The sequence below is a fragment of the Wolbachia endosymbiont (group B) of Hofmannophila pseudospretella genome, from assembly GCF_964028515.1.
Taxonomy (GTDB): Bacteria; Pseudomonadota; Alphaproteobacteria; order Rickettsiales; family Anaplasmataceae; genus Wolbachia.
Genome location: NZ_OZ034788.1, coordinates 1523694 through 1541658 on the forward strand (window position 1 = coordinate 1523694; position 17965 = coordinate 1541658).

At 34.7% G+C, this 17965-nt stretch carries 15 protein-coding genes and 3 pseudogenes; 15 read left to right on the forward strand and 3 right to left on the reverse strand.

Features of this window, described 5'->3' with window-relative positions:
* Nucleotides 1-31 precede the first annotated feature (31 nt).
* The 3 genes from ABWU24_RS07355 to ABWU24_RS07365 all read left to right on the forward strand — a co-directional run bounded on the left by ABWU24_RS07355 (nt 32) and on the right by ABWU24_RS07365 (nt 4321).
* The gene (locus ABWU24_RS07355) at nt 32-865 is read left to right on the forward strand and encodes a transposase family protein (protein WP_353274730.1); all 834 of its coding nucleotides are present in this window, start codon (nt 32-34) and stop codon (nt 863-865) included.
* A 455-nt stretch (nt 866-1320) separates the two neighbouring features.
* Nucleotides 1321-3498 (forward strand): ankyrin repeat domain-containing protein, encoded by a 2178-nt coding sequence (locus tag ABWU24_RS07360; protein ID WP_353274732.1) that lies wholly within the window; start codon nt 1321-1323, stop codon nt 3496-3498.
* A 30-nt stretch (nt 3499-3528) separates the two neighbouring features.
* Nucleotides 3529-4321, forward strand: a protein-coding gene (locus ABWU24_RS07365) for an IS5 family transposase (protein ID WP_353274792.1) whose coding sequence is annotated in 2 segments (ribosomal slippage) — nt 3529-3792 and nt 3794-4321 — 792 coding nt in all. Because the reading frame shifts where the segments join, the coding sequence is not laid out codon by codon here.
* On the opposite strand, the pseudogene ABWU24_RS07370 reads toward ABWU24_RS07365, so the two are convergent.
* Nucleotides 4266-4481 (reverse strand): annotated as a pseudogene (locus tag ABWU24_RS07370) (Holliday junction resolvase); the annotation flags it as partial. The gene ABWU24_RS07365 and the pseudogene ABWU24_RS07370 sit on opposite strands and share 56 nt — an antisense overlap.
* An 11-nt stretch (nt 4482-4492) precedes the next feature.
* Nucleotides 4493-5498 (reverse strand): IS630 family transposase gene (locus ABWU24_RS07375; protein ID WP_353274215.1). Its coding sequence is split into 2 segments (ribosomal slippage): nt 4493-4987 and nt 4989-5498, totalling 1005 coding nucleotides; the frame shifts between segments, so codons are not numbered across the junction.
* Here ABWU24_RS07375 and ABWU24_RS07380 point away from each other — a divergent pair.
* Nucleotides 5492-5647 carry a hypothetical protein gene (locus tag ABWU24_RS07380; protein WP_353274734.1) on the forward strand — a complete coding sequence of 52 codons (156 nt, stop codon included), beginning with the start codon at nt 5492-5494 and terminating at the stop codon, nt 5645-5647. The genes ABWU24_RS07375 and ABWU24_RS07380 overlap by 7 nt on opposite strands.
* On the opposite strand, the pseudogene ABWU24_RS07385 reads toward ABWU24_RS07380, so the two are convergent.
* Nucleotides 5582-5764 (reverse strand): annotated as a pseudogene (locus ABWU24_RS07385) (Holliday junction resolvase); the annotation flags it as partial. The gene ABWU24_RS07380 and the pseudogene ABWU24_RS07385 overlap by 66 nt on opposite strands.
* Nucleotides 5765-6355: 591 nt before the next feature.
* Between ABWU24_RS07385 and ABWU24_RS07390 the strand changes: the two are divergent.
* From ABWU24_RS07390 to ABWU24_RS07440, 11 genes and pseudogenes are all read left to right on the forward strand, one after another.
* On the forward strand, nt 6356-6850 hold the full coding sequence (locus ABWU24_RS07390; RefSeq protein WP_190321275.1) for a sigma-70 family RNA polymerase sigma factor: 495 nt from the start codon (nt 6356-6358) through the stop codon (nt 6848-6850).
* 94 nt (nt 6851-6944) lie between these two features.
* Nucleotides 6945-7766 carry an ATP-binding protein gene (locus ABWU24_RS07395; protein WP_010082113.1) on the forward strand — a complete coding sequence of 274 codons (822 nt, stop codon included), beginning with the start codon at nt 6945-6947 and terminating at the stop codon, nt 7764-7766.
* 11 nt (nt 7767-7777) lie between these two features.
* A pseudogene (locus ABWU24_RS07400) lies at nt 7778-8565 on the forward strand (AAA family ATPase).
* Nucleotides 8566-8602: 37 nt separating this feature from the next.
* The gene (locus tag ABWU24_RS07405) at nt 8603-9103 is read left to right on the forward strand and encodes a hypothetical protein (RefSeq protein WP_353274309.1); all 501 of its coding nucleotides are present in this window, start codon (nt 8603-8605) and stop codon (nt 9101-9103) included.
* Complete coding sequence (locus ABWU24_RS07410; protein ID WP_353274736.1) at nt 9088-10338, forward strand: AAA family ATPase; 1251 nt, start codon at nt 9088-9090, stop codon at nt 10336-10338. The genes ABWU24_RS07405 and ABWU24_RS07410 overlap by 16 nt, the downstream gene beginning before the upstream one ends.
* 17 nt (nt 10339-10355) lie before the next feature.
* A complete protein-coding gene (locus ABWU24_RS07415) occupies nt 10356-12404 on the forward strand; it encodes an AAA family ATPase (RefSeq protein ID WP_353274315.1) in 2049 nt (682 codons plus the stop codon).
* A 90-nt stretch (nt 12405-12494) separates the two neighbouring features.
* The gene (locus ABWU24_RS07420; protein ID WP_208571553.1) at nt 12495-13178 is read left to right on the forward strand and encodes a hypothetical protein; all 684 of its coding nucleotides are present in this window, start codon (nt 12495-12497) and stop codon (nt 13176-13178) included.
* Between the two features lie 16 nt (nt 13179-13194).
* Complete coding sequence (locus ABWU24_RS07425; RefSeq protein WP_353274738.1) at nt 13195-15123, forward strand: DUF4815 domain-containing protein; 1929 nt, start codon at nt 13195-13197, stop codon at nt 15121-15123.
* A 20-nt stretch (nt 15124-15143) separates the two neighbouring features.
* Complete coding sequence (locus ABWU24_RS07430) at nt 15144-16340, forward strand: hypothetical protein (RefSeq protein ID WP_353274740.1); 1197 nt, start codon at nt 15144-15146, stop codon at nt 16338-16340.
* Nucleotides 16341-16345: 5 nt separating this feature from the next.
* Nucleotides 16346-16531: a hypothetical protein gene (locus ABWU24_RS07435; RefSeq protein WP_353274742.1), complete on the forward strand. Its 186-nt coding sequence runs from the start codon at nt 16346-16348 to the stop codon at nt 16529-16531.
* Complete coding sequence (locus ABWU24_RS07440) at nt 16528-17958, forward strand: hypothetical protein (RefSeq protein WP_353274743.1); 1431 nt, start codon at nt 16528-16530, stop codon at nt 17956-17958. The genes ABWU24_RS07435 and ABWU24_RS07440 overlap by 4 nt, the downstream gene beginning before the upstream one ends.
* The last annotated feature ends 7 nt before the right edge of the window (nt 17959-17965 follow it).

Consider the following 17965-nt stretch of genomic DNA (forward strand, 5'->3'; position numbering starts at 1 on the left):
AGAAGAATAGTACAAACAAAAATGAGGCAAAATGGGGTTAAACTACCATAACCTAAAGAAACATCGAAGAAACTTCCGCTATATAACCGGGTTAAAAGTAGAGGAATTTGAAAAAATTGTAGAAAAAGTGCGTCCAGAATGGGAGAAAATTGAAAAACAAAAAAAATATCATGGAAGAAAGTCGCAGCTACCAACCTTGGAAGATAAAATATTCTGCGTAATTTTGTATTACCGTGCCTACATGACACAGAGATTTTTGGGCTGTTTATTCAAATTACACAATGCAAATATTTGCCGACTTTTAAAGAAAATGGAGCCGCTGTTGGCAAGAAAAATCGCTATAAAAAAAGACAGAACCTTAACGCCAGAAAGGATTTTGAAAATTTTGGCAGATGTAATGGAGCAACCGATACAGAGACCGAAAAACAATAAAAAAAGAAAGAAAAGTTACTCTGGAAAAAAGAAAACAACCACAATAAAAATCGAAATTGTAATTGAGGAAAATGGTAGAATTATGTCTATTTCAAGATCATACAGAGGTCGAATGCATGACTTTAGGATACGAAAGCAAGAGAAATTTCTGCCAGTAGATAGTATAAAATACGCTGATTCTGGCTATCAAGGTTGGCAAAAGTTGCAGAAAAATGTTGTGATTCCGTACAAAAAATACCGTAAAAAGCCGCTAACTGCGGAGCAGAAGGAGCACAATCGAAGATTAGCATCGTTCAGGATGCGGGTAGAAAATAAGATTAGAGAGATCAAAGTTTTTAAGATTATGTCACATGTTTACCGCAATTTTCAGAAGAAACATAACTTGAGATTCAATATTATTGCAGGAATTGTGAATTTGAGGCATGGTTTTTAATCTTGTTTCTTAATGTTTTTACCTAATCTCATATTCTAAATTTTTATCCCTTGATTCGCATCAGGTCTACTGATGTTCTTGCTAAAATATTTTTTGAAAAAGTTAGTTGACCTATAAATAATTCTCTACTAATACTGGCATGTGTTTGTTTATTCTGCTGAAGTGGCTCCGCAGGTTACTGTATAAGCTTCAGCAGTTTCCGTACTCCTTTAAAGTATAATTCATCATGCTCTTATAGTAGTGATATCAAGTATAGGTCTTAACCATGTTAATTTATAGTAAAATTAGCTCAAATTTGGAGTCATAAGCAACTTTTAACCTCTCTATGTACTACATTGTTACTCACCATAAAAACTTAACAAAAATATGAGTAGTAAAAAGATTATGTTGAAATTAGCTTGACACATACTACACATTCTATATAATATATTCTATATCTAGAGCTAGCAGGTAATATGGGTACAGGGTCAGTAAAATATATTGCAGAACCTATCAGTGAACAAAGCAAACACACTGATGAGCAAAAACTGAAGTGTGACCTAAGTGCTGGACAAGAGTGTTCAGAAATAGGTAGCCCAAAAACAGAAGCAACTGAATTACCAGTAGATAGTTATTATGAATTCATTAAGCGAGATTTATTTTGGGCTGATAGAAGTTTGATAGATGATAAAAAATACTTAGAGAATTTAATAGATGAGTGGCTTATTCATGCACCTAACTTAGGACTGGAAGAGAGTCAAAAAAAGTTAAATCAAAAATTACTCAATAGTATTATAAAAGATTTTAATATGGGAAATCATGACTCATTTTCAAATCTTAAGCAGTTTTTAGAAAGTAACGAGAAAAATAAAGACCTGAAGTACGTTCTTAATCTAAAAAGAGGGCATCTAGGAACAACAATATTGAACGTATTTCTCGAATACGACGAAATTATTCCTTCTCTTCTCAAAGCTGGTGCTGATCTAAATATGCAGGATAATAAAGGTAAAACACTTTTGCATGATACTGCTATTTATTCTAGTGGATATGAAGATCTTGGGTATCTCTTAGATGCAAAAGCTGATCCAAATATACAAGATGAAAAAGGTAACACACCTTTACACTATTATGCTGCTAGGTGTAGTGATCAAAGCAGAAAAACTATGGATTTGCTCATAAGCAAAGGAGCTGATTTAAGCATAAAAAATAACGATGGAAAAACTCCACTGCAAGTTGCAATTGATAATGACAACATTATAGGATGTTTATTAACTAATAGTCAAAAAAAATTAAGAGAGCAACTAGGTAAAATGCTTCTCGCTACAAGTTCTGATGAAGATTGGGATAATGCTTATGATCCAGAGGTTGAAAATCTAAGAAAGTTTTTAAATCAATATGAAAATGACAACGACTTAAAGATAGTTTTAAATGTTAAGGATGATAGTTCAGTACTTCTTGATTCGCCATCTCGTCAATTTCCTAATGTAAAAGCCTTGCTCTTAAAAGCAGGAGCAGCTGATTTTATAGGTAAAAAACAAGACAATTATGAAAAATGCGATAGTTTTTTATCAGAGATTTATCAAATAAATTACCTTGCTAAACGCAATGAGTTTTTAAGTAAGGTAGTAAAAGCTAAAAGCATGATTGAATTACAAGAAGTTGTAAATGAGATTATAGCTTCTGAAATGAGATTAAATTTTGCTAAAGACAAAGATTATTACTTTGCAGATCACGTACTAGAAAAAATTGCTCAGCTAGAAGGAAGCTATGGAATTGCCAGTGATATAGTATGTACATTAATATCAAGAGGAGCAAAGTTAAAAAGGTCAGAAAGTTTAAAAGTCATTGATACAATAGAATTAAAGTTCAAAGCTCATAAGGCTAATATGATCAGTGCTCATTTAGAGTATGTTAGTAATACTGAGGAATTTTTTAGAATTGCAAAGACTGCTACCAGCGGTCAACTATATGATGGAAAAATCGATAATAATGTATCTTACTTAGAATACTCAGAGGATAGTATAATAGATGTTGCAAGAATCACAGATAGAACAAGAAATCTGGAACTAATTCAGGAATCATATAGAAGGGATATAATAAAAATTGGCAAAAGTGAGGTGAAAATTATAACCGAAAACGGCATAAGGTATTACACAGATCTTACAGAAGGCAGCGATATAGTATTAACTTTCTATACTAGTTTGGGAAATATAGACCTTAGACTGTATCCTGACATACAGGATAAAAGCAAGATTATAGTAGAAGTGAGTAATAGAGAAGAAATATTAGAAAAATTCAAAGGTCGCGAAGAAGAGTTAGGCAATGATTGCGCGCTCGGTGACTACTCGGTCTACAATGCTATTGAACAGGGATATTTTGAAAGGTCTGGAAAATTAATGCATCCTGAAGTAATAAGCGAGTCTAACAACAAATGGACAGAACGTGAAGAGTTAAGAAAGGATTCTATGGAGGAAGTTGCTAGAAGGCATAAGTCATTACAAGATTTACGCAATATTGAGTCTAATATTGTGAAAAAGGAGAAGAATTTTGACGTAAAAACTTACCTGATAGATATCTTTAAAATTTTATCTAGGTTCTATGAAGAAAAAGGGGATATTTCTAAGAGCCTGTACATGATCTCAAAAAAGAAATAAAATAAGAGGATAATATAGATAGTGAAGGATATGAGAAGCTCATACCCAAGCGACATAAGTCGGAAAAAATTTGAGATTATTGTAAAAGATCTAGAGTCTTGCAGGAAAAAAACAAAACCAAGAAAACTTGATTTGTATGAGGTATTTTGTGGAATATTGTACGTCTTAAAAAGCGGTTGCCAGTGGAGAATGTTACCAACAGAATTTCCAAAATGGCGCAATTGTTACGATTATTTCAAAAAATGGAGTGAAAAGCCAGATACAGCTAAAGAAAGCATTCTAGAGCGTGTGTTAAAAAAAAATAGTTCGCGTGGTCCGACAAAACAATGGTCGGAAAGAAAAAACCAGCTTTTGCATAATTGATGCACAGAGTGTAAAGAATGCAGATACTGCCAAAGAGAAGGGCTATGATGCTGGTAAAAAAATCTCAGGAATAAAGCGTCATATTGCAGTAGATACACAAGGTTTGCCGCACGCAATTTATGTGACAACGGCAGAAATAACCGATCGTAGTAGTGCTGTGAGAATGGTTAAAAGAGCACAAGAAAATCTCTCTGAAGTTAAAAATATACTGGTTGATGCTGGGTATACAGGAGAAAATTTTGCAGCTCAGATAAAAGCAACTATTGGTGCAACTGTTGAGGTAATAAAACGCAGTGAATTACATACCTTTGTTGTATTGCCAAAGAGATGGGTTGTTGAGAGATCTTTTGCTTGGTTGCAAAAATGTAGGCGATTGTGGAAAAATTGCGAGCGGAAACTCAACACTAGCCTGCAAATGGTCGTTCTTGCTTTCGCTGCTTTGCTTCTGAAAAGATTATGAACAGGCTCTTACTTGCATTACCTTTGCCTGTTATAAAGCGTTTTATAGTTTTAACATTAACACCTTGGTAGGGAATATTGTTCTCTTCACACCAAGCAGACAGCACTGCAAGAAAACCACCATAGCAATGAGCTGCATCAGTTCCTAGATGTCTTCTTATACCAAAATCCATTACTGACCGAACAAATAAGAAACATTACAAACTCGTTTAATAGTAGTACTGGAAATATTGACAATAAAATTACACAAAACATCTTCAAGTAAACCTATGGTATCGTAGATACTATTGCGTAAAGTATTGTATTTGATATATTGCCACAACCTTTCAACAGGATTCAGTTCCGGTGAATAAGGAGGCAAGTATATGATGGTAATGTTTTCCTGAATTTTCAAACTTTTTGATCTATGCCAACTTGCACAATCCATTACAAGAAAGGCTTCTTTCGTGCCTAAATCTTTCGACATCTGCTCCAGAAATATATTCATACAATCAGTGTTTACATATGGAGCAAGTAGGCTAATTTTCTTACCACTTCTTGGATTTACCGCACTGTAGATATAGAAATTTTGTCTACCAATTTTCATTTTAACCTGTGTTCTGACCCCTTTTTTAAACCATCCGTGTCCGATTTTTGAATGAGTTCCAAATCGTGATTCATCAAAAAAATACCTCCTTTTCAGGGTGGGAATTGACTATTTTATTGAAGTATTTTTTAAACTCTTCTTGCTTGTTTTTATCTTGTTTATGGTGAATTGGCCTCGGTGTTATGTAAGAAAACTTCATCCTTTGTATCTCACGGTGCACTGTTGATTTGCTAATGTTTAGGCCAAATTCCTCTGAGATTTTTATTTGCACTTCCTTAATAGTAATATTTGGATTTCTTTCTACCCATATTTCAATTTGCTCACGTTGATTTTTGTTTAATTTGCTTTTTCTTCGCCGCTGAGACGGGGAAAATAATCTTTCTACTCTACCAAATTTTAGATGCTTTATCCATTCAGTCAAAGCAGTCCTTGAAATTTTACATATTCTTGCCACAGCGCTTATACTACTTTCTTTTCCTGCTATCACCGCTTGTAACTTTTTTGAAACATATGCGTTATTTCTGACCTTTTTTAACATTTCTTTCGCCAAATTTACAACTTTTTCGTCTAATAGTTTTGACCTTAATGCCATTTATACCTCTCTATTTTATCTACTTTAGTATCACTTCTTTCCCATTATTGTCTATCTGTTCTTTATATAGTGGGAATTGGTATTACTTCCTCAAAATACACTGCAGTGAACTCATGTTTCAAAGAATTAAGCCAATTGTGAAAACTTAAAAAACACATTCCACCTCCACTGAAACGGCTACCATGAAAGCTTTTGCTTCCACTTTCAATTACTCCATCTGTTAGAATTGCCCAGCCCGTTTGTTTGCCGAGATCTAGTGTTAAGATTGACGTACAAAAACTCCTTTGTGTAATTAAAGTTCAATGCCCTGTATAATATATATGTACGATGACTCGCAAATTCGTCCGCAATTTTGAAAAAAAATTAAAAAAAATTTCATATCCTGCCATTTGAGTTTTTTTCATCTTTACTTATCTTAATAACTATTTTACATAACTTATATTACGCCAATATTTATATTATTATATTATCATATATTATATTTTACCTGTATTTAAATATATATATAATATATATAAGACTTCAGTAATCCGTAAACCCTCTTTACTGGCCGATTTTAGCCACTTAACTTTAGAAACGGCTTTTAGGAATAGAACATAAAAAAGACAATATTATCAATAACTTAACGATTACTGCTTTCTGAAATACTAATTAGTAACTCAGAAATTAGGTACGAAATTGGTAGTTTTTTACCTATGAAAAAGTAGCTTCAGTAGTGTATCAAAACGTTTAAATCTTATTTTAATTTTTAAAGATTTTATTCTTTTAGATAAAAAAATTATTACTACTTTTTTATAATAAATTAGTCATACAAAGTCTTGGTAAAAATCTCTATTCATGAAACTTTTGGAGTTTTTATGAAGAATTCTTATCAAGGAATCGATTCTACAATTGTTAAACATGTGAGATTTCAAGCTTCGCGCCTTAAATCCAAAAGCTGTTTTATTAACGAAAGTCTCGAAGATATAGAACAAGAGCTTTTTTGTCAGGTTTGGCAATATCTTAACCGGCACGATGAGAAAAGAAGTAGTTTTAGTACTTTCGTTGCTAGATTAGCTAATTATTGTGCTCGCAATATGTTACGCAATCAGTTATGTCTAAAACGTAATATAACTTTTGATGATATAAACGACGATATTCCAGATCATAGGAACTCGGAAATCGAAGCGATAATTCGCACTGATATAAATAATATAATTTCAACTTTGTCTGAAAAAGATAGTAATTTATGTCAATTACTTAAGGTATTTACTATTACTGAAGTTTCTGTAATAACCAAAATACCAAAGACAACTATCTATCGCACACTAGAACGAATACGCAATAAATTCTCAGTTTTAGAGAAGTTATAAGCTCTCGATTATATTTGCTCAAAAATTTTTTTTTGCAAATTGCGGACGAATTGCCTAGGTCATCGTACATATATATTTAGGTACTGGGAGAAAAATGAAAATAATGAACAGCAATGAACGGCTAAAAGTTCAAACAGGTATAAAAATGGTCATCTTTGGTCCTTATGGTATAGGTAAAACTAGTCTCTTAAAGACCATAAATGAACCAACACTTTGTCTTGATTTTGAGGCAGGTTTACTTGCTGTTCAAGATTGGCAAGGGGATTCTGTAAGTATTCGTACTTGGAATGAGGCAAGAGATATTGCATGTCTCATAGGTGGTCCTAATCCTGCGTTAAAATCTGACTCAGCGTATAGCCAAAGACACTATGAGCATGTATCCAGTAAATACAAAGAGCTTTCTTCAGAGTTTCTCAAGTATCGATGTGTTTTTATCGATAGTATTACAGTAGCCTCTCGTTTATGTCTATTATGGGCAAAAATGCAACCTGAAGCTTTTTCTGAAAGATCAGGAAAACAAGATATGAGAGCTGCTTACGGGTTACTTGCTCAAGAGATGATGGCTTGGCTCAATCAGTTTCAACATATTCCAAATAAAGACATCATTACAGTTGGAACTCTTGGACAATACCTCGATGATTTCAATCGCTCGACTTGGCTACCTCAATGTGAAGGAGCTAAAACTGCAAGTGAAATTCCTGGGATAGTTGACGAAGTAATTAGTATGGTTGGAATCAAGAAAGATGATGGTACAGAGGTTCGTTCATTTGTCTGTCAGACGATTAATTCTTGGGGATATCCTGCTAAAGATCGAAGTGGTTGCCTTAATATGGTTGAAGAACCGCATCTAGGAAAACTTCTTACAAAAATTAAAACTAAAGCTTTTGCAATTCAACCTGTCACGCCCAACATATAGGAGGTTATTATATGCTACAAAACTTTTTAACTATTGGTCAAAAAATTCCTTTTTTCAGTGTGAAAGAATACTTGGACGATCGATCGCCAACACCAGAGGATATAATCTCACCAAGAATTTTAACAAAAAGAGGCTTATTGGTACTGGGTGGCCCACCTAAAATCGGCAAAAGCGACTTTTTGATTTCATGGCTCGTTCATATGGCTGCAGGTGTTTCTTTTCTTGGTATGGCTTCAAATAGACCTTTAAAAATTTTCTACATGCAAACTGAAATTGAATATGAATATATGAAAGAACGTTTGCAACAACTTGATAATGAACTTTTGAATGTAGCTGCTAACAACTTAATCATTACGCCAAAAGTGCACTTATCATTTAATCATGATGAAATAAGTGAAATTAAGGAGATTGTAAATGAACGCTTTAAACCTGATGTTTTGGCCATAGATCCATTACGTAACATCTTTAGCAGTGAATATGGGAATGAAAATGATAATAGTGCTTGCTGTTCTTTCTGCAAAAGACTCTTGAGAAGCTACGCAGTGCTGTCAATCCAGATGCTTGTATTGTACTCACTCATCATACAAAAAAATTATCGAAAAAGATGCTCGAAGAAGATCCATTTCAAGGCCTAAGTGGTGCTGGATCTTTACGTGGATTTTACAGTACTGGTATGGTGATGTTTGCTCATGATGAAGAAAGTAGTGTACGCCAGATAGTATTTGAGCTTCGTAATGGTGAACGCGTGCAAAATAAACTTGTCGATAAGATAAATGGTCATTGGCAGCTAATGGAATAGCTAACTTTCACTTTAAAGTCAACTTATAGGAGAGCGTATGCTACAAGATTTTTTAACTGATTTTAATAATGCAAAACTGCAGAGCAGTTTAATACCGAAAGGTACAATAGTCAAGGTAAAAATGGCAATAAAGCCTGGAGGTTATGAAAATTGGTTCACTAAAAACTACACTACTGGCAGCATCTATTTAAACACTGAATTTACTGTCACTGAAGGTCCATATGCAAAACGCAAGATTTTTCAGATTATAGGTATCAAAAATGGCAAAGCAGAAGGTGAAGAAGACATCTGGGGAGAATCTGGACGTTCTATGCTGCGTAGTATTTTGGAATCATCCAGAAATATTCATGCAAATGACACTTCAGAGAAAGCAGTTACCGCTAGAAGAATAAACTCTATAGCTGATTTCAACGATTTAGAGTTTACAGCAAAAGTAGGCGTTGAAACTAATAATACATACGGAGATAGAAATAGGATTACTACAGTTATTACTCCAGAATTACAAAAAAGTTTTCAAGATGATTGGTTGCCATTTTGAAGTATGACGAAGGAAAGTTGTGGGCTGCTGTTATTACTAGAGCTATTCAGGATGCAGCAGGAAAAAACCCTAAACTTAAAAAAGAGGCTTGTCAATGGATTCGCTCACGATCTTTTGAAACTGTTTGTGAGCTGGCTAATCTTGACTTTAAACGTCTAAAAAATATGTTGAACAAATTTGGAATAAACAAGGAGAATTTTATGGATTTTTCATCTAAAAATGCTTTAAAAATAAAATCATTATTAATTAATAATATCAAAGATTGTTTATCTTATTTGTTACCTGAAGGCAAATCTTACCAAAATAAATTCTATATTGGCAGTAGAAATGGAAATAAGATAATAGTTGAAATGGAAGGAGAAAATGCAGGAAATTGGTACAACCTGATCGAAGAAAAGAAAGGAAATATAATAGACCTTTGGACTTTAGTTAAAGGTAATATAGATTCTGCTGAAACATGGTTGAACGGTAAAGATGAAAGAAGTTCCATATTACAAGAAAAACAAAACGAAGAAAAAGCATTTTCTGTAAACCATTACTTAAACGATAAATCACCAATGCCAAAAGATATAATAGGCCCAAGAATTTTGACACCAGGTGGTCTTTTGGTCATAGGTGGTACTCCAAAGATTGGCAAAAGTCATTTTCTTCTTTCTCTATTAGTACATCTGGCAGCAGGAAGATCATTTCTTGGCATGAAGCCTACAAGACCGCTAAAAATATTCTATCTACAAAACGAAATGGAATATGATTACATTAGAGAACGTATACAACAACTCAACAAACTTCCTCATTTAGCAACAGAAAACTTAATTGTGACGAACAAGATGAATTTGACCTTAAATGAAGAAGGTATAGAAAAAATAAAAAATATGGTAGAGGAAAAGTTTGATTTAGTTGTGATTGATTCTCCTTATAATTCCGTTAACTATGGTCTGCAGCATGCAATAGAAAAACTACGTTCCAAGATTAATCCTATGGCTGGAATAATCATCACAAATCACACCAAAAAAGTACCTACCTCTATATTGGAAAAGAATCCATTTCAAGCTCTCGTTGGTGCTAACGCTTTAAGAAGTTTTTATACATCTGGAATAGTAATATTTCAACCCAATAAACGTACAAATATCTTACAAGTAGTATATGAACTTAGAAACGGTAGATCTATACCAACAAAATTCATCAATAAGATTAATGGATGTTGGAAAACTGCTAACGTTATAGCTAGAACATAAAAATTCTTCAGGTAGGTATGGATATTTATTGTTCACAAAGAAATGGACATTATAAATTATTAGGGAAGAAAGAACAATTAAGAACTCAACTCCTATCAAATATAAGGTCATGTCTTTCTTATTTACTGCCAAGAGGAACTTTTCGTGGTGATAAGTTCTATGTAGGTGATCTACAAGGCAATAAAGGACAAAGTATGATAGTGGAGTTAACTGGCAGTAAAGCCGGATTATGGCATGATTTTTCTACCGAAGAAGGAGGAGATATTTTTGATCTTTGGGCTGCTGTTACTGGAAAAAATCAATTTACTGATACGATAGAAGATATTGCTAAGTGGATTGGTTATTCGGAAAAAAATAACACTCTGGGGCAACCAACGGCATCATGGAACTATTACGATGAAAGTGATCAAGTGATTGTTACAGTTTATCGTTATAACACTGATTCAGGAAAAAGATATCTTCCTTTTGATGTAAAAAGGTCTAGTTTTACTCTACCAGAGACCAGGCCTTTATATAATATTCCAGGTATCGTGAAATCTGATAAGGTGATTTTAGTTGAAGGTGAAAAGTGTGCAGATGCTCTGATAGAGCAAGGTATGACTGCCACAACTGCAATGTTAGGAGCAAATGCACCAATAGAAAAAACAGACTGGTCACCACTTAAGGGCAAGCATGTTATTATTTGGCCAGACAATGATGAACCAGGTAAACAATATGCTGAGAAAGTTGTGAAAAAGCTTACTTTTCTTGGTGTTTTATCACTTACTCTTCTTGAAATACCGGAGAATAAACCAAAGGGATGGGATTCAGCTGATGGTATAGAAGAAAAGATGAATATTCCTGAATTCATTGAAAATAACTCGAAAAAAATCATCGTTAAGCAATTGCTTAATATTCAAGAATGGAGCGTAGAACGTTTTATAGGTCCAGTACCGGAGCAAAAGTTTCTTGTTGAAGGGTTATTTCCTTTAGGAGTGACATCTATTCTAGCTGCAATGGGAGATACTGGTAAAGGTATGCTTCTGCTTGATTTAGCACTGAAAGTTGCGAGTAGAAAAGATCAGCCATGTGGTTTTGGTCCTTTAGTTACTGAACATGGATCTGTTGTAATATTCTCTGCAGAAGATGATATGAGTGAAATACATCGTCGTTTAGAGCGTCTTGACTCACAATGCGAGAGATTAAAATATAAGGATAGGCTCTTTATTGTACCATTACCAAATGTTAGTGGATCACTTACAATCATAAAGAGTGTTTCAGGTAAAGTTATAGAGACTTCTCCTGAATTTGAATTGATAACAAAACAACTTAATAAAATAAAAAACTTAAAATTAATCGTATTTGATCCACTTGCATCATTTGTGCACGCTGATTTAAATACTGACCCAGCCGTAGGCGATTATTTGATGTCTTTATTATCTGATTTAGCAGGTAGCACTGGAGCATCAATAATTACTGCTCATCATATGAGAAAGCCAAAAAGTGAAAAACCTATATCGACTGTTGAGCAAGCACGTGATGCCATTAGAGGTACATCTGCTCTTGTTAATGGTGTTAGGTGTTCATACGCTTTTTGGTCTGTGGAAGATACAGCTAAACCGACAATTTTTAAATCAATAGGAGAATCTGTAAGACAGAACGCATTATTTTATGGAGCAATTGTTAAAGCAAACGGTTTGGCTGATCGCACTTTACGCACTTATTTAAGAAATGAAGAAACAGGATTGTTAGAGGACATAACTGAAAGATTAAGAATAAAAAATATGAACGAAAAAGATTCAAAGCAGCATCTTATAACTGCAATTACACGAGCAGCAATTTCTGGACATCCATTTACCCATACAGGAAGTACAGGAGTGTATAAACAGCGGCATAGACTACCTGAGGAGTTTCACAGTATAGGAAGAGATAGAATGGAGCGTATAGTTCAAGAGCTGTTACAAGCACGGAAGTTGGTTAAGGGAATGGCTACTGGTTCAAAAGAAGATAAATGGCTTGACATTCCTAGCGGACCATTTGCTCGCGGTGTTGGAAAGTTTAGCTGTGGAGCTGAGCTATTCTCCTAAAAAATTTTTCTGATATAAAAAAATATTTTGATTTTTGCGGACGAATTTTGAAGTCATCGTACATATATAATATATGAGGCTTAATTAAAAATGTCAATTCTCACACAGTCAGGAAGAGCAGCAATAGCAGCCAGCATAAAAAAGCAATCTATCCATCTTGCTTGGGGAACAGGTGATTCAAGTTGGAAAAGTAGCCATAAAGTAGAAAAAACTTTCGTTAAGGGTGAAATAAAATTTGATCATCAACCTATTAAAGATGTGAAGGTTGTTACAGGGCAAACAACTTATCAGCCAAGTATTGACTATACAGTTAATGGCAGTACTGATGTAATAAAACGTACGGAAAATAGCTCTATTCCAGTAAGTGATAAAGTTACTGTAGAGTATAGTGAAAGCACACCACCAGAGCTGATAACTTCTGAAAAACTGCTCAATGAACTTGGCAGACGTACTGCAGACGAAGTGCTATTCTGCACAGGTGATGAAAACGGTGAACTTATAACTCCATCTGGAAGGTTTAGGCCCTCAAATGTACCAACTAATAATCTCTATCTCAAATTTACTTTCGATTTCACGGATGCAGCAAATCAAGTAATCAGAGAGCTAGGGGTTATGGTTGGTACTAAAATAAAAGAAGAATTACCTGAAGGACAGAGATATTTTGAACCTCAAGATATAGAAGAACATGGGATTTTATTGATTTTGGAACATACCGTACCACTTATCAGAACTGCTGCAACTCGGGAAACTTTTTCATTTGTTGTAACTTTTTGAATTTTTCTAGCATTAAATGACTTTAAACGCCTATTATAACCGCTTTAATCCTGACAAAGAATACGAAAAAAGCTTGTTTCTAGCAGGAAGAGGTCTACAGTCTGCAGAACTAAACGAGACTCAGGAGTATGCTCTCTCTAAGATTAAAGGCATAGGCGATGCAATATTTCGTGATGGTGATGTTATAACAGGAAGCAATTGTATTATAGATAGAGAAACTGGTAAAGTTACACTTGAGGGAGGAAAAATCTATCTGCGCGGTGCAGTTAGAAAAGTTGAAAAAGAAGAATTTGTTATTCCACTGAGTACCACAGTTCGCATAGGTGTTTATTATGTAGAATCTACGATTACAGAACTTGAGGATGAAAACCTTCGTGATCCTGCTATTGGTACAAGAAATTATCAGGAAGTAGGAGCTGCAAGGCTTAAAGTTTCCACCATTTGGGGTTATCAAGCAGAAGGTCTTTCTCCACGTTTTTCTGAAGGAGAGTTTTATCCAATCTATAACATTGAAAATGGAGTATTAATAGAACATTCACCACCTCCACAAGCAAACATAGTAACTACTGCTCTTGCTCGTTATGACAAAGAAGCAAATGGTTCCTACGTCGTAAATGGTCTTGAAGTAATGTTCCTGCAAAAGGAAGAGGGAGAAGGAGGAAAAAAAATATTTGTAATTAATGAGGGAAAAGCTCATGTTGATGGCTATGAGATTGAGTTACCTCACAGTATTCGCATTTCTTTTGATGAAGATCCAGATATAAAATCAGTTGAATCAGAACCACATACTTTTCAGCCAAATAGCCAAAGAGTAATGGAACTGAAGGTTAATGATTTTCCAATAAGTGAAATTAAAAAAGTAGATATAACTGTTCAGAAAACCATTACTGTTACTCATGGTTCATACTCTGGAGCTATTGATCCGATACCTGACTCTGCAGTACTTGAGATTATTCAAGTTAAACAAGGCAATGTTATTTATGAAAATAGTATAGATTACAAATTAAACGCAGGAAACGTTGATTGGTCATTACCAGGTAAAGAACCAGCTCCTGGAAGTAGTTATCAAATAACTTACCGCTGTCGTACTCATGTAAGCCCTGAAGATATAAGTGAACAGGGATGCAAAGTAAAAGGAGCAGTTGATAATAGCTTGGTTTTGATAGATTATACCTGGAAAATGCCCCGCTTTGATTTAATTACTATCGATAGCAAAGGGGTGGTAAGGAGAATAAAAGGAATTTCTCACCCTTGGCGACCATCGATGCCTAAAGCTCCTTCTGAACAGCTTTTGCTCTGCTACATTCATCAGACGTGGAAAAAAGGCGAAGGGGTAAAAATAGTGAATAATGCTATTCATGCTGTACCGATGAATGAGCTTGAAGCAATGAAAAAAGGAATAAATGATCTTTATGCGCTGGTTGCAGAGGAACGTCTACGCAATGATGCAAATTCAAGAGAACCTACCACCAAAAAAGGAGTATTTGTTGATTCATTCTTTGATGATGATATGCGCGATCAAGGAATTTTGCAGTCTGCAGCAATAGTAAATAAGGAACTAATTTTACCAATAGATGTAACGATTGCTGATATTGATGGAGGAGAAAAAACTTATTTGTTGCCATATGAACTTGAACCGGTACTGGAGCAGCTTTTACAGACCAAAGGAGAAAAGATCAATCCATATCAAGCTTTTGATCCAGTTCCGGCACAAATTACTCTAAATAAAAATATAGACCACTGGACGGAGGTTACCACGAATTGGAAAAGTCCAGTAACTAGAGTATTTAATGTTAAAGAAACAACAGAGCTGCTGTCAAGTACCTCATACGAAACTGAATTTATGCGAGAAGCAACTCAAAATTTTGAGATTGAAGGTTTTGCAACTGGTGAAAAGCTTAAGGAATTAAAGTTTGATGGAATTTTTATTCAACCTCAAGCATAGAAAATATTTGAAAGAAAAACATGATCGCAACATTTATTGCTGATAACAGAGGAAAAATAAAAGGAAGATTTACTGTACCAAGAAACATTCCTGCTGGGACTAAGTTAGTGCAGTTCTTCGGTGATAAAGGCAGTTATGGAGAAGCAACTTATACTGGTAAAAAAACAATTACCATAGAAGAAAGAAGAAGAGTTATTGCAGCAAGAAGAATTGATCCTTTAGCCCAGACATTTACACTAAATGAAAGCAGACACATAGGAGGCCTAAACTTATGGTTCACAAATAGCGGCAAAAAACGTGTTGTTGTGCAGATTAGAGAAACAGCAGTGGGAATGCCCTCGCAGACTGTCATTGCTGAAAGTTATATTGAGCCGAAAGATATAAAAGTAGATGGCACAGCAACACGTATAGAGTGGTCGCCAGTGTTTTGCCATGCAGGAGAGGAGTATGCAATAGTACTGCTTACTGATGATTCGGGTACTGCAGTCAAAATAGCAGAACTTGGCAAATATGATGCAGTAAATAGCAGGTGGGTAACAAGTCAGCCTTATCAAGTAGGAGTATTACTTTCATCAAGCAATGCAAGTACCTGGACTCCACATCAAAACTTTGACCTTACGTTTCGATTACTAGCTGCAAAGTTCACTGAAAATTCTCACATTATTGATCTGGGCAAAGTTACTGCAAATAACGTATCAGATTTAATTGTTTTGACGAACGTCGAAAAAGTAGCATTTGATACCAATGTAGAATTTATCTTAACAGATGAAGAGGGAAAAGAGAACTTTTTGTCTGATAATTTGCCACTTGCACTGCGTGAAAGATTATCTGGAGAGCTAACAGTAAAGGCAAGCCTAAAAGGAGGGCGAGAGAAAAGTCCAGTGCTATATCCTGGGTTACAGCTAGTTATGGGTAATATAGGGGAAAAAGGAGATTATGTAACTAGGAGCATTACAGCAGGAGCTAACACTAAGATAACAATTACCTATGATGCACTAATACCTGGCACTGCAGATGTTAAAGCATATGTGCAAAAAAGCAACAATGATTGGCAATTAGTAAATTTAACATCAGGAAAACCAATTGGAGAAAATTGGGTGGAGAGAACTCATGTGCTATCAAATTTTAACGCCAATGAGACAAGGATAAAATTGGTTTTAAGTGGAACGGTTGTTTATCGGCCAAAGGTAAAAAACTTGCGGATTGTTATAACATAAAAAAAATGCCAAATGATAAAACAAGCAGAGAGTATCCATTACCTCATCCAGAAAATATTGCAGTGGAAGATGTAGTACGTATTCGCAGAGCTATAGAAAAAATAGATGAAGATATTACCGAAAGAGAAGATGAACTAAAAAATAATTTTAAACGACTGAGCTTTGAAACTTTTTTGAATTTTTGGGAATGAAAGAAGCAATAGAAGCGTTACATCAAAGGATAAAGGATTTAGCAGCAAACAGCACACCTGATCAACTGGCATATCTTGCAAAATCACTGGAATTGATAGCAGATAAAAAAGCTATTGCTGACATTGTGCAGATGACTGAGGTAAAAGAGATAATTGATGCACTACAAAAGAGGCTTAAGGATTTAGCAGCAAACAGTACACCAGATCAATTAGCATATCTTGCTAAAGCATTGGAATCAATAGTCGACAAAAGTGCAGTTTCTGAAATTGTACAGATGACTGATGGTAAGCTAAAAGAACTTCTTGATAGTGCAAAAAAACACTTAACTGATCTGGATAATAAAAAAGCTAGTTCTTTAGCAGTGATCTCTGAATCAGAGAAGCAGTTATTAAAGAGAATTGATGAAAAAGGAACAACAAATTTATCGCTACTTGATACGAGAAAGAATGCCAATATTGCAGCAATAAATAGCATTAGTAATAGTCATAAAGATGGTCTTAAAGGTTTAGTAGAAGATTTTCGTGCTGTTAATAATGTACCATCTGGCTCATCAATTATTGGGGAAATAGAAACTCGAATTAAAAACATCTCTAATGAGGTAAAAACTCGGGATGAACAGTTAAAAGTGTCTCTTATAAATGAAATAAGAAAGCGCAACATGGTTGAACCAGGGTCATTACCTTTCTTATTTGGTGTACTTGGAAGAAAAAATAATTATTTTGGCCACGGAACTTTTACGACAGAGCTTGGAAAGTGGAGTAGTGATATAACAAAAACCGACTATATGTTACAACTACTAGCAGGTAGCCATACGTACAATACAGATTACGTTAGTTTTTATCGGCCAAGACAACTAAGTTTTATAGAGGGAAGTAAAGGAACATTTATTTACGGAGAGTTATGCACAAAAAGTTTTTCTGGTAGTTATGATGAGATATACTATTACCCGTATGCTGCACTTGGAGTAGTATTTGTAAAAAATACAACCAATGTGAACATAAATAAGACAATGGAATTTGTCGGATCATCGTATTCGAGTACGGAGTATGGGGGAGCAGGATTATTTGTGGGAACTCCTGATAACACTAATTCTAATAAATCAAGTATTTCAAAAATAGTATGGAAAAATGTTTACCAATACACGAGTTCTGATAGCAAGTTAGCCGGATCTGGTAATGTGGAGATTCCAGCAGGAAAAACAGTTGCAATATTACTTTACACATCATCTTATCTGTATTCCAGAACACAAGTTAGTCAAGGTATGCTTGCATCAAATTATGTACACAACTATGGTCAATTTATTCAGTGGGGGATTTATAACATACGTAGCAATTTTCTCACCACAGGGCTTGAGGTAGATGTGGAAAGGACGCTCAGGGGTTGGCAATGTCCAGGGTTAGAACGAACTGATCAAATATGGCAATGAGGAGGAA